This window comes from Agarivorans sp., assembly GCF_050295395.1.
Classification (GTDB): Bacteria; Pseudomonadota; Gammaproteobacteria; order Enterobacterales; family Celerinatantimonadaceae; genus Agarivorans.
This window is the reverse complement of sequence record NZ_JBNKPP010000005.1, coordinates 1-13,580: the sequence shown is the minus strand read 5'-3', so window position 1 is coordinate 13,580 and position 13,580 is coordinate 1. Positions and strand designations below refer to the sequence as shown.

Genomic DNA, 13,580 nt, shown 5'->3' with positions numbered 1-13,580 from the left:
AGGCGCCTTACTAGGAATGTAAAGCAAACTGGTGTAATCCTGCTTACCTTCTACTTTGTTGTGTGCCCAAGTTAATGGATCGGCAAAGTCGTGAGAAATGTGCTTATAGAACTCGTTGTACTCTTCTTTAGAGATTTCGTTTTTACCACGAGTCCATAGTGCAGTCGCTTTGTTAATTGACTCCCACTCACCTGGTACAGCGGCAATTTTTTCGCCATCAGGACCTTCTGACTCGGGTCTCTCGTCTTTCCACATTTGCACCGGAATAGAGATATGGTCAGAGTATTTAGTGATAATAGAACGCACTTTCCAACTATCGAGGAATTCGTGCTCGTCTTCACGTAGATGCAAAGTAATATCAGTACCGCGGCTTTGTTTAGTAATGTCGGCCACGGTGTAGTCGCCTTCACCGGCACTTTCCCAGCGAACGCCCTGCTCCGCTTCAGCACCTGCTGCACGAGTCTCTACAGTGACTTTATCGGCAACGATAAAGGCCGAGTAAAAACCCACACCAAATTGGCCAATTAACTGCGAGTCTTTAGCACTATCACCGCTGAGCTGGCCAAAAAACTCCTTGGTGCCCGATTTAGCAATGGTCCCCAAGTGTTCAATTACTTCGTCACGAGTCATACCAATACCGTTGTCTGACAGGGTAATGGTTTTAGCGTCTTGGTCGAAGCTAACGCGAACTCGAAGCTCACCGTCGTCTTCGTACAATGCATTGTTTTCTAGCGCTTTAAAACGAAGTTTATCTGCCGCATCGGCAGCGTTAGATACTAATTCACGGAGGAAGATCTCTTTGTTTGAATAAAGAGAGTGGATCATCAATTGAAGTAGTTGTTTTACTTCGGTTTGAAAGCCATGAGTTTCAGCATGAACTGCATCAGTCATTGTTTTATTTCCTTGCTTTTACACATAGATCATTTGTTGATAAACGATATGGGGGTAGCAAAATGGATTTCAAGCAAATCCAAGGAAAATTTATAAACAATGTTAACAGCCCACCTCTAGGCAGGCCGAGATTGTGAGCCTAGTCTAATTGCTGGCGACCAATTAATGAGTGCGACAAAGTTGTTCCATCTACACTATCTAATTCACCGCCTAAGGGAACGCCATGAGCAATCCGTGATACTTTCACTTGATAACGCTTCGCCATGTCGTGAATGTAATACGCGGTGGCTTCGCCTTCTACAGTGGGGTTGGTCGCTAAAATTAACTCGCTAACCGACTCTTGTGCCAAACGTTGTTCCAGTTTATCTAAGTGCAGCTCACTCGGACCAATGCCATCTAAGGGGGACAGATGTCCCATTAATACAAAGTAACTACCGTAGAACTGCGCCGTTTGTTCAATGGCAGCCACGTCTGCCGGCGTTTCTACGACACATATGATGCCTTTACTCATCCGCTTTGCCGATTGGCAAATTGGACAGCGCTGTTCTTCGGCAAAATTACGACACACTTCGCAATGCCCCACCACTTCCATCGCTTGATTAATGCTGGCCGCCAACTTTAATCCATCACGCCGCTTACGCTCTAGAAGATCAAAGGCCATACGCTGGGCACTGCGCGGGCCAACGCCGGGTAATACTTGCAAGGATTTTATCAACTGTTCAATGCTGGGACTGTATTTCATGCAACTTCCACTAGACTCAAAATAAGCGCAGCTAATGTAACAGCGTCGTTAATAAAATTCATTAGCCTGCACAAAATTATTCAGTCCCTCACTATCGGCTGGTGCTAGGCCGCCTTAGGTCGATCCACCTAAACTAAAAACCGCAACGATAAGGCTTATCGCGCTTAACCTTAGGGAGGCTAAAACCAAGCCATAAGCAGGCCAGTGCATCAATGCGACTTAGTGGGGCTAAGCATTGCCAATACGGGATAAACAAGCGCCACTTGGCCAATTCGTTGTTAGCAGCATACACTAAGCACTAGAGGTGCTTGCGAGCGCCACAGGGATATGACAATAGGTTACAATTATCAGCAACGCGACCAAGCCAAAGCCAAGACCTTCCGCAAAATAGAATTTGATTCACTTTACTTACGCTTTGGATATGCGTTTTAATCAAACTTGCTGATACGCTGGCAAGTCGACCACCACTCAAGGATGACCGTGAATATTCGATTTAAATTAGTGCTACTGATCAATCTGGTTTGCCTGGTTATTATTACTAGCGTGGCTGGGCTGAGCCTTCCCTACCTATACCAACAGCAAAAAACCAGTGTTGAGAGCGAAGTGAAAGCGGCTCTATCCTTATTTGAAGTTAGTGCCAGGCGGGCGGTGAATATTCAAAATACCGAAACCCTAAAAGCCTTAGCCAGTGAGTTGCTCAAATCGCCCAGTGTTAATTATGTAAAAGTGACTGACCAAACCAGCCAACAGGTATTACTTGAAGCGGGCGACTCGCGGCAATCCTCATATCTAGACGGCCAAACCACCAATAAGTTAGCCGCCTTGATCGACAATCAGCAACAACCAGCGAGCCAAGTAAATCCTATTGCTTGGGTAGAAATTGAATTTGTCAGCCCTAGCAATCTGTATCAGTGGCTTTATCCGCATCGACTTAAAATTGTTAATCTACTGATGCTACAGTTTTTACTGCAGCTGTTTCTCAGTTTAGTGGTGAGTCGCACAGGTCTCTCTAACAATATAAAAACCAAACCAACCCAAGCTGAACCCAAGGCCGACCAACCCTCGCCGCTGCTCCAAGCCAATGCAAACTTAACTCAACGCAATCAAGAGCTTCAACAGCAGCTCAATAATAGCCAGCAGCAACAGCAAAAAGACAAACAAAAGCTAAAGCAAATCATCACCCTATCTAAACGCGCCCATAGCATTAAAAAAACCTTGTTAGAACATAGCCAACAAGCCTTGGTTATTGTTGACGAACACAACCACATCATTGAGGCCACCCCCAAAGCCTTAAGCATACTTGCCAGTACTAAAGAGCAACTACTTAAGTTAGATCTTAACCGGCACTTCTCGGTACAACAGCAGCAAACGCAAAATAGCCCAGAATTTATGGAACTCTTGCTCAGCTACCCTGAAGACTTTTACCTATTTGCTCAGGCTAAACACCAGCAACAGGACTATGCCGTAAATCGCTTAGCGCTGCGTTTTGACAACGACAGCTTGTATTTACTCAACATCATTGAACGTAAACCGGCTGCCACCACTGCCCCAGAGCAATTAGCTAAAGTCCGCTGGCAGACACTACAAGTGAGTAACTTGTATTCTCCACTTAAGGCCGGCTGCCTCGCAGCACTGCAACAATTACCCAGCTTAGATACGGCCACTGCGGAAAATCAACGGGATTATTTAGACGCCCAACTACGCCTAAAAACGCTACTTGCCTGCCTACCTTGGCAACAAAACCAAAATCCAGCACTGAAGCTACAAGCAGACAATTTTGTAGCGCTATTTGAACAGCGTCTTAGCCGCTTCAGCAGCTTGTATCAAGCCAAACAATTACGCTGGGCCTTAGTAGTTAGCCCTGAAGTAAAACAGTATTACCTATTTAACTACTACCACATGCAAGCGCTGATTGACCTGCACTTATACTTAATTTCGCTGTACCCAGCCAAAGCGCAGGTGCTATTGCAAATCGGTATAGAACAGCAACAGCTAGTGATATCACTGGATGCAGAAAACGCCAGCTTACTCTCGCCGCTGCAACAATCACTGCTGGCTTGCAGCGCTGCACTATGCAAGCAGATTGGAGCCCACCAGCAGCAACAGCAAGACTCACTCAAATTAAACTTAGCCTTAGAGCCCGCCAGCGAAAGCCTGTTAAAGCAGGTAACAGACCAACAAGCGGTGGTAGTGGATATGCCAGACGCATTTATTCAGCAGTGTTTAAAACTGCAATTGCAGCTATTGGGCTATCAAGTGTTAGAGCCTAACGAATTAGCCACTTATGACGCTAGCAAGGCGCTTAGCTATATTGCTGAACAACTACCCAACGAGCAAACACAACAAGCCCTGCTGGAAAAAAATGCGACGCTTATTTTAGTGAGCGAGCAAATGCCAAACGCTTCGCTAGACTTAAAAACCGTCACGTTTTGTTTGAGGGCCCATTTTGCCAGTTTTGCCATGCGTGGCTTAGCCTTATCGCCTCACAGCGAACAATCCGAAATGAGCTTGTTAACCCAAGCCATGCTGGCGATTGAAGCCCCTCAGGCAGAAACACCATCTATCAACATCGCCTCGTTTAGCCAACAACACAATCCCTTTAGCAAAATCGCCGATATTAGCTCGCCCAACATTATTTGGAAACATAGAGAATGGCAGCCTAGCTATAACCAAATTAGAAACCTAGGCCAAGTAGACTATTTGCTGCTAGAGGCTAGTGCGCTAACTAACGAGCGCATCAAGCAACTTAAATTGCTCAGCGTTAAACCCCACTTACTGATCTACCAAGATCAAGACCAAGCGTTGAGTGAACACGTAAGCCAACTTAACGAGTTTAGATTAAGCCTGTTACAGCCAGAGCCGTTCCAGCAGCAACTATGGATGTTACTGTTAAACCATCAGCATTATCAGCAAAACTTAGAGTCTTTGAATAGTGATGAGCAACTATGGGAAGCCAAACTACTTGGGGAAGTCAATGCTGGAGCCATCATTCAACAGCTAAGCCAAACCAATGATTTGCAGCAAACCTCGGCGAATCAACAACAGGTGAATGCGCGCGGCGCACAACAGCCTTATGAGCAAGCCCTGAATCAGGTATTTAAACGCGAAACCAAAGAACGTGGGCAACTGATTATCAACTTTGCTCAGGAGCAACGTTGGCAGGAAGTACAACAGCAACTTTCAGCTATTCAACTCAGTGCTGAAAAGTTCGCCTCTAATAAACTTAATAGCCAAATTGAAGCCCTAGCTAAAGCCACTTATCAGCAAGATAATTCAGCCTTAGAAAGAGCACTGGCTCAGCTATCTACATCAGACAGCTGAGCCAAGCAGCAACAGCATTATTGCTGACTAGTTAATCAACGATAAGATCGTAGTTTTTACGTAAAATATCGATCACTTCTTGTTTAGGATTGTCAGCAATCTCGATTTTCGCGCCGGTAATTTTCTCTGCAATACCGATATAGGTGCTAGAAATTTTCATTAATACCTCAACCGGTAGATCATTGTCTCTGGCTAAGGCTTCCCGTTCAGCCATGCGATTTTTATTGAGTAAGATATCTGGATCAGGGAAATGATTGAGCAACATTTGTCGAAAATCTTCTTTTGAGTTTTCTACAATATTGCCAAGTCGATACTCAGCGCCATCCCAAATGCGCGATGAATCGGGCGTACCCACCTCATCCATGTAAATTAACTTATCGTTACCCTGTGCGTCGGTGACATAACCAAACTCAAATTTTGTATCAACAAAGATTTGGTCAACCTGAGCCAAAGCTTGGCTAATTACACCAAAACCTTGTTTCAGTAAGGTTTCGTAGACGTCAATATCATCGGCAGATTGAAAGTTAAACGCCGCATAGTTTTGCTCGATATTTTGTCGAGTCACATTTACATCGTCGGCTTCTGGTACACCGGGAATGCCTTTTAAAATGCCTTTGGTAGACGGCGTAATCAATAACTCTGGCAGTTTTTGGTCGCGCTCTAAACCTTCCGGCAATTCAATACCGCAAAAATTGCGTTCACCATTTTGATAAGCACGCCACATAGACCCAGTAATATACTGACGACAAATCGCTTCAATCATTACCGGACGGGCTTTTTGCACTATCCAAACTAGCGGATGAGGAATATCCAAAATATGGCTATCGGCCAGTCCTTGCTCTTTAAACAGCTTAAACCAATGGTTAGAAATGGCATTTAATGCCGCGCCTTTACCAGGAACCCCTTTAAGCCCTTGTTCGCCGTGCCAAATACAATCGAAAGCAGAAATACGGTCGCTAATTACCATAATCGCTAAAGGCGTATCTTCGGCTACATCATAGCCTTTTTCTTGAATGAGTCGTTTGCTGTCGGCTTCGGTTAGCCAATAAACAGAACGAACCTTGCCACTATGGACCGGCGCATCGGTGCGAATGGGTAAATCGTTATTCACTGCTAATACTTTATCAGCAAGACTCATGGTAAACCGTCCTCTATATCATGAGTGAAAAATCAGCGGCAACGGGCTTAGCAACTGACTTTTACGGGGGAACATTAAAGTGCTGAAGGATTTTACCAGAATGTGCGGCAACTGCTAGCCATTCTCGTGCTTGAGCCGCGATTACGGTATGCTTTCACTACAGGGGCTAAGCTAACGCTTAAACACACAGCATTACTATTTTACCGAATCGAAATACCAGTACCCGCGATTAAGTAAATCCAGTAGCCAGTCATATTGATGGCTATCTTGTTTAAAGGCACGTAACGAATGAGCATCTATCGCGTGGTGATTGCACATGCTTTTTGCCAAAGCCCAAGAACAATTTGGCACCGCATAACGCTGGCCATCAACAAATATTTGATAAGGCAATACATCAAGGTACAGCGCTTTAACTCCGGCACTCCGCCTTAAAGCTACGCCCTGCTCTATCAACTCTTGTAAATCTGCTTGTTGTAACTGCTGCTGTGAGCCAACAAATTCAGACAAATTCAAGCTAAAGGCCGTTTTACTTAAGTATTCTCCTAAAAACTGTGCATTAAACTCTGGCGAGCTTAATAGTTTCACCATCATCTTATTGAGGGCCTGAGTTTCATGCTCAGCAATGCGCCCATATTCCTGTGTAGTATGACGCTTTGGATCGGTAAAACGCGAGCTTGGCGGTTGCTTATCCTGTAAGTAGTTAGCAAAGCCGCCAATTAATTCCAATGCGTTGGGTGCGCTAAAGTTAATCGAGTAATTCATCGCCGCTTCCAAGGTATAGGCTTGGTGTGGGCAGCCGGGTGGAATATACAGCACATCGCCGGGTTCTAAGACTACATCCATCACTGCCTCAAAGGGCTCACAATGGCGTAAATGCTCGCAAGGATTAAACTCATTTATAATTTGTTTGGCGCCAACCCGCCAACGCCGTCTCCCCTTACCTTGAATAACAAATACGCAAGATGACTCAATTTGCGGCCCGAGCCCGCCCTCAACGGTTGAATAAGAAATGGCTATCTCACTAAAACGCCAATTGGGAATAAACTTAAACGCTTCGGCCAAACTATTCACCCTTAAGTGCCAGTGGTCAACACCACGCAACAACAAGGTACTATGCGATTCGTTCAGCACGGCAAAATCTTTAAACGGCCCCAACTGGGCTTGCCACTGCTGCTCATGGCAAGTCACCAAACATGACTGAATTTCCGATTTCATGGCTAAGTCAGCCAGCTCTTGAGGGCTAAGCGGGTCAACAAAGTTACCCATGCCCTGTTTAAGAACCAGCGCGTGCTGCTGCCAATAGTTGGTCATAAATTCATCAGCATCGAAAGAGACTTCATACATCTTGTAACTTCCTCATATTCAGTCTCTTCAGTGTAATACTATTTACCGGCGCGAATTTGCGTCATGGTCACGGTTTAACCAAGAGACAAATTGCTTTAAACACGCTAATCTAGCGATGGCGATACAGGGATAGATACACGCACCATGACAACACACTTTCAACTCTTCGAGCTACCAGAAAATGCCACTGATGAACAAATTCGCACCCGTTACAAACAACTAGCTACGCGTTGCCACCCCGACAAAGGCGGCTCTTCGCAGTTAATGATCATAATTAAAAACAGTTATCAAAAGCTGGTCATCGGTGAAGGCGCTTTGCCTATCAATCAACACCTCGATGACAGCAACAAACAGATTATCGATTTAAAAAAAACCATTCATCAGCAACAGTTTTACATTCAAAAACTGAGCGTAGCGATTGCCAAACAAGCCCAACAAAAAGAAACCAAACGGCTAAAGAGGATACTGATGCCTGCTGCACTAGCGGTATTCGCCATACTGGTATTGGTATTAGCCGGGAAAAACTACCAGAGCCGCCAACAACTTGAACAAATCACCGCCAAGCTTGCGGTGCAAAAACAACAAGCGGCAAGTACGGAAGCTGCAAATGTGGCAAGTGCAAGCGATGAAGTAGAAAATGATCAATCTGAGATTTGGGAGCTAAAACAAAAACTACGTTTAAGCCGCGCCATGCAGCAATACTTAGAAACCGACTTAGATACCAGCTTAAGTATCATTCAACATCAGTTAAGCAATACTGCTACGCCGCTTAACCAAGCACAAATACAATTTTTGGCGCAATACCAACTCAGCCAAGCCGAGCCAGCCAAACATCTTAGCGGCAGTCAAGCAACACCAAATGAAGCAACAACTCTAGAGAAAGGCCCAACACCCCAGTCAACGGCTATTGAACCGAAAAGTGAGCCAGAGCCGCTTTCCAACTAATCATCCCCATAACAAACTTAAGATTGAAAAGTCGATTAGCCAAGCTCTTGATATTTTATTGCCATTTCGGCGACACTGCTCTCTATTAGCTAATCAATACGTATAACCATGCCTTACCAATCTCTACTCTCGCCGATTCACCAATTTTTACACTGCGAAACGCCAGCCGCTTGGTTAGCAGAAGCGCAAAAGCCAGAGAATCTATCCTTATTATTAATCGACCATGCCAACGCAGAGTGGAAGGCCGCTGCCAGTGCCAGCAAGCTAATGTTAAAATATGCAGGCCAAGACAACCGTTTACTGCAACAGGAAATTAAACACTTATTAGCCCCTTACGAGTTCATTATTTTTAGAGCGGGTAAACTATCGCTAGAGACGTTCTGTGCTTGGTTTTTTGCCGATGGACTCGCTAAGGCGACTACAGAACAATGGGCGCTTGCAAATTCCGCATTCGCCTTAACCAAGCGCTGTAAACTAGAGCCCAAGTTAATCGAGCAAATTGAATGCGAGGTACTTGCCTACGCCCCTTCAGCAACGCAAAGTCATTCCTCTACGTCGGCGATTGTTCAGCAAAAGAACCAACAAGGCAGCGTATTTAATCAGCAATTGCTAGAAAAAATGCGTTTGCTAATCAAAGAAGAACTGCATCATTTTGAACAAGTATTTGCCATTATGGCTAAGTTCTCTGTTACCTACCACAATGTCACAGCGGGGAATTACGCCAAGGGTTTAATTTCTCAGGTGCGCCATTTTGAACCGGAGGCTCTGATAGATAAGCTAATTATTGGCGCCTATATTGAAGCACGCTCCTGCGAGCGTTTTGCTAAGTTAGCGCCGCTGCTGCCCGTCGAAATTAGCCAGTTTTATAGCTCTCTTTTGCGCTCTGAAGCTCGCCACTACCAAGATTATTTACAACTAGCCGCACAACTGTGCCCCGCACCACAAATGGATGTGCGAGTTAAAGAAATCGGCAAGGTAGAGGCAAAGTTAATCTCAAACGAAGAGCCCTTGTTTCGTTTTCACAGCGGCGTGCCCTGCCTCGCAACCAATTAATAAGTGTTCTACGGCGAAATTAAGCTCGCTAGATCGGTAAGTGCTACACTCAAATCTGATCCGGTTGTTGTCTTAAGCCGTAGCTATCAATAAGCTATTATTTCAGACAAGGTGAATTATGCGCTTACCTCTTTTTCCTTTAGAACTGTTCCTGTTACCCGGCGGGATTAGCAAGCTCCGTATATTTGAGCCGCGCTATTTACGTTTGGTCTCGATTGCCAGTGCCGAATCGAAAGGCTTTGTGCTGTGCCAACCTAAACTCAAGATCAACGATCAGTTTGAAATTGGGGTGCATTGCACCATAGAGGATTTTGAACAATTAGACGACGGCATGTTAGGCATTACCATTAAAGCGACCAAGCGAGTGAGCTTAACCGACATTAGCCAAGCCGATGACAAACTCTTTAGCGCCCTTGCCACTGCGCTTCCAGCTTGGCCAACAGAGCCTGTCGAAGATCAGCAAGATGGCTTAAGCGATAAGCTTAAGCAGGTGCTTAGTTTGCACAGTTTATATAATGAGTATCCCGCTAGCATCGATTATCAAGACGAAAATTGGGTCGTCTCTCGCTGGTTAGAGTTATTGCCCTTTTCTATAAAAGCCAAAAACCAAATCCTTCACGAAGAAGACTTTTCCAACTTAAAAAGTTTGGTGCATCAACTGGTATCAGAGATCACAATAGAAACCGATTAATAGCTTGAAGTGCATGTAAAATAAGCACTTACGCGATAATGTTCTGTTAGTTATTAATATCACATTTTTTTATTACGATTTTTGAACTTTTACACACTCTGTTCTCAAAAAGTAGTTTAGAATGGTTCAATCATGGATGATGCTAGGTAAAGATAAAATCGACAGGCTTAGACCACCTATTTATCTGTTGCCTTAATACTCTTGGAAAAATCAATAAGTAGTAGTAGAAAGTGAGCGAACTGCGACCCTGACTTTCTCAAAGGTGATTCATGAGATATAAAGCAAAAATAAGCGCAGCAATTACACAAGCACTACCGCTAGTCCAATCTGCCACAGCCGATGAAGCCGTTTTATGGAACATCGAAAAAGAGCGAGACATGCTCTGTATGGAGTTTACGTCAAATTTAAGTTTTGAACGCTTAGAAGCGGGTTTTCAGGAAGCCGCTGAACAGTTAGGCATAAGTTGTCCTATCAGCATCCTAAAATTACGCCGCTAGTTTAAAATCTTTATTGGGGGGCAACGCTCCCCAATACTCCTTCGATAAAGCCATCAATACTACGGTTTAGCACGACTCTACTTTACAAACTCTGGAGCGTTCGCCTTTCACAGCCTTAGCATCACGTCCCCAGAGCCACTAACTCACTGTTGCTTTATAACTGCCAATAAAAAAGCAGCCTAGTGGCTGCTCTATTTGTTTATTGCTCTTACTGAAGCCAAGGTGGCAGACAAACACCTAAGCCGCCTAAACCACAATAGCCATCGGGATTTTTATGCAAATATTGCTGATGGTCTAACTCGGCATAATAAAACACATCAAAATCCACAATCTCGGTGCTAATGGCCTTGGCCAAACCTTCACCTTTTAAGGCTTCTTGGTAAGCTAACTGGGCTTGTTTAGCAACGCTAGCCTGCTGCTCATCTACGGCAAAAATAACTGAGCGATATTGCGTACCCACATCACCACCTTGACGCATGCCTTGGGTTGGGTCGTGCTGCTCAAAGAAGCAAGCTAACAATTGCCGATAGCTAATCACGCTAGGGTCATAGACCACTTTTACCGTTTCAGCATGACCAGTTAAACCAGTGCATACTTCTTCATAAGTGGGGTTGGGTGTATAACCACCAGCAAAGCCAACCGCTGTAGTGATAACGCCCTCTTGTTGCCAAAACAAACGTTCAGCTCCCCAATAACAACCTAGCGCAAAATAAGCTGTTTCCATACCGTCTGCAGGCTGTTCTAGGTAATTACTACCATTCACCGCGTGCACACCGTCAAGCTCAATGGCTTGCTCCCGTCCCGCCAGTGCCTGTTGCGGGCTTACCATTTCCGTTTTGCTCACTTATACCACTCCAATTTGTCTCAATTTGTACCGCAAGCGAACAAACTAATCGCCAATTTTTGCCCACGTATCGCGCAAGCCAACAGTGCGGTTAAACACTAAATGCTCAGGGCTAGAATCTTGGTTGTCGGCACAGAAGTAACCTTGGCGTTCAAACTGATAAGCATGTTCGGCCTTGGCATTCACTAAACTTGGCTCAACAAAACCTTGCTTAACCACTAAGGACTCTGGGTTTAACACTGCGGTAAAGTCTTCTTCAGCAGCAGGGTTTGGCACGGTGAAAAGACGGTCGTAAAGGCGGATTTCAGCAGGTTTAGCATGTGCTGCCGATACCCAGTGAATAACCCCTTTAGGCTTGCGACCATCGGCTGGATTTTTACCCAAGGTGGTTTCATCGTAAGTACAATAAACCGTAGTCACCTTGCCGTTCTCGTCTTTATCACAACGCTCTGCTTTGATCATATAAGCATTACGTAAGCGAACTTCTTTACCGATCACCAAACGCTTGTACTTTTTATTGCCTTCTTCGCGGAAATCATCGGCTTCGATATACAGTTCACGGCTAAATGGCACGTCTCGTTCACCCATATCTTCACTAGGGTGTGACGGTGCAGACAAGATTTCTACCTGGTCTTCTGGGTAGTTTTCAATGACCACTTTAATCGGGTCTAGCACGGCCATCGCACGCGGTGCGTTAGCGTTAAGATCTTCACGAATACAGGCTTCCAACATCGGCATTTCTACCATGTTTTCCATCTTAGTCACGCCAATACGCTTACAAAATTCAACAATTGAGGCGGGCGTGTAACCACGGCGACGCAAACCAGCAATGGTCAGCATACGTGGGTCATTCCAGCCGTTCACGTGACCGTCGGTGACCAAGGTATTTAGCTTACGCTTAGACATCACGGTGTATTCAAGATTTAAGCGTGAAAACTCATACTGATGAGGCACTGTATCAATAGTAATGTTTTCTAATACCCAGTCGTATAAACGGCGGTTATCTTGGAATTCCAAGGTACATAGCGAATGAGTGATCCCCTCAAGCGCATCAGAAATACAGTGGGTAAAATCGTACATTGGATAGATACACCATTTATCACCGGTTTGATGGTGATGAGCAAAACGCACACGGTAAATCACCGGGTCACGCATGCACATAAATGATGAACTCATATCTATCTTAGCGCGCAGAGAACACTCACCTTCTTTAAACTCGCCCGCGCGCATTTTTCTAAACAGCGCTAAGTTTTCTTCAACTGGGGTATCGCGGTAAGGACTGTTTTTGCCAGGTTGGTTTAAAGTACCGCGGTACTCTTTGGCTTGTTCTGCGTTTAAGAAACACACATAAGCCAAACCTTTTTGAATAAGTTCTTCGGCATAAGCGTACAGTTGATCGAAATAGTTAGACGAATAACACACCTCACCATCCCACTCAAAACCTAACCAGCGAACGTCTTGCTGAATCGAGTTAACGTAGTCGATATCTTCTTTTTCGGGGTTAGTATCGTCGAAACGTAAATTACACTTACCCTGGTAGTCTTGAGCGATGCCAAAATTTAAACATATCGATTTAGCATGACCGATATGTAAGTAGCCGTTTGGCTCAGGTGGGAAACGAGTATGCACACTTGTATGCTTACCCGATTTAAGATCTTCATCAATAATGTGACGAATGAAATTGCTAGGGCGATTTTCCGCCTCACTCATACCAGCCTACCTATCTATACTGATTATCAAAAATTTTAAAGCCGTATAATCTCTGATTCTGCGACTTTGTACAAGCAACCATCTAACAAGCGTTGAAAAGATCGCCGCGTAGAGCAAAAAACGCTGCCAGAAACGCCTATTGATGTATTTCCTAAGCTATTTTCTTACCCCAGCAACCTGCTCTTTCGTGAACTACGCCTGCAATTGCTAAGCTTGGATTGCCAATCAAACTTAAGCAACGTAGCGTATAGCCATAGTTTGGTTAAATTTGGAGGCCAATAAATGAAAAAGTTAATTCCGCTGCTAATGGCTAGTAGCTTACTGGTAGCCTGTGACGGTAATGAAGTGGGAGATGTTTCTTTGGGTTTTCTCACCACTAAAGACATAAAAATTAGTGTACTTAA

General features: G+C 44.7%; 11 protein-coding genes. 5 read left to right on the top strand and 6 right to left on the bottom strand.

What is annotated here, in order from left to right; all coding sequences use genetic code 11:
- Together htpG and recR are read right to left on the bottom strand one after the other, a co-directional pair.
- The coding region (gene htpG, locus ACQY6Q_RS00265; protein WP_427976492.1) for a molecular chaperone HtpG at positions 1-891 on the bottom strand (891 nt) is incomplete at its 3' end.
- A gap of 139 nt (positions 892-1,030) precedes the next feature.
- Positions 1,031-1,633 carry a recombination mediator RecR gene (recR, locus tag ACQY6Q_RS00260; protein ID WP_427976490.1) on the bottom strand — a complete coding sequence of 201 codons (603 nt, stop codon included), beginning with the start codon at positions 1,631-1,633 and terminating at the stop codon, positions 1,031-1,033.
- Positions 1,634-2,113: 480 nt separating this feature from the next.
- Between recR and ACQY6Q_RS00255 the strand changes: the two genes are divergently transcribed.
- The gene (locus ACQY6Q_RS00255) at positions 2,114-4,954 is read left to right on the top strand and encodes a hypothetical protein (RefSeq protein WP_427976488.1); all 2,841 of its coding nucleotides are present in this window, start codon (positions 2,114-2,116) and stop codon (positions 4,952-4,954) included.
- A gap of 31 nt (positions 4,955-4,985) precedes the next feature.
- Here ACQY6Q_RS00255 and ACQY6Q_RS00250 read toward each other — a convergent pair whose 3' ends face one another.
- Positions 4,986-6,092 carry a phosphoribosylaminoimidazolesuccinocarboxamide synthase gene (locus ACQY6Q_RS00250; RefSeq protein WP_427976485.1) on the bottom strand — a complete coding sequence of 369 codons (1,107 nt, stop codon included), beginning with the start codon at positions 6,090-6,092 and terminating at the stop codon, positions 4,986-4,988.
- A gap of 195 nt (positions 6,093-6,287) precedes the next feature.
- On the bottom strand, positions 6,288-7,436 hold the full coding sequence (locus tag ACQY6Q_RS00245) for a JmjC domain-containing protein (protein ID WP_427976482.1): 1,149 nt from the start codon (positions 7,434-7,436) through the stop codon (positions 6,288-6,290).
- Positions 7,437-7,580: 144 nt separating this feature from the next.
- Between ACQY6Q_RS00245 and ACQY6Q_RS00240 the strand changes: the two genes are divergently transcribed.
- From ACQY6Q_RS00240 to ACQY6Q_RS00225, 4 genes are all read left to right on the top strand, one after another.
- Positions 7,581-8,381, top strand: a complete 801-nt coding sequence (locus ACQY6Q_RS00240; protein ID WP_427976479.1) for a J domain-containing protein — start codon at positions 7,581-7,583, stop codon at positions 8,379-8,381.
- Positions 8,382-8,489: 108 nt separating this feature from the next.
- On the top strand, positions 8,490-9,434 hold the full coding sequence (locus ACQY6Q_RS00235) for a tRNA-(ms[2]io[6]A)-hydroxylase (RefSeq protein WP_427976477.1): 945 nt from the start codon (positions 8,490-8,492) through the stop codon (positions 9,432-9,434).
- A gap of 118 nt (positions 9,435-9,552) precedes the next feature.
- Positions 9,553-10,125 carry an LON peptidase substrate-binding domain-containing protein gene (locus tag ACQY6Q_RS00230; RefSeq protein WP_427976474.1) on the top strand — a complete coding sequence of 191 codons (573 nt, stop codon included), beginning with the start codon at positions 9,553-9,555 and terminating at the stop codon, positions 10,123-10,125.
- Between the two features lie 269 nt (positions 10,126-10,394).
- Positions 10,395-10,622, top strand: a complete 228-nt coding sequence (locus ACQY6Q_RS00225; RefSeq protein ID WP_427976471.1) for a hypothetical protein — start codon at positions 10,395-10,397, stop codon at positions 10,620-10,622.
- 208 nt (positions 10,623-10,830) lie between these two features.
- Here the strand turns inward: ACQY6Q_RS00225 and msrA are convergent, their stop codons facing one another.
- Positions 10,831-11,466 carry a peptide-methionine (S)-S-oxide reductase MsrA gene (gene msrA / locus ACQY6Q_RS00220; protein ID WP_427976468.1) on the bottom strand — a complete coding sequence of 212 codons (636 nt, stop codon included), beginning with the start codon at positions 11,464-11,466 and terminating at the stop codon, positions 10,831-10,833.
- 45 nt (positions 11,467-11,511) lie between these two features.
- Positions 11,512-13,176, bottom strand: coding sequence for a glutamine--tRNA ligase (gene glnS / locus ACQY6Q_RS00215; protein ID WP_427976466.1), 1,665 nt, complete (start codon positions 13,174-13,176; stop codon positions 11,512-11,514).
- Positions 13,177-13,580 lie beyond the last annotated feature (404 nt).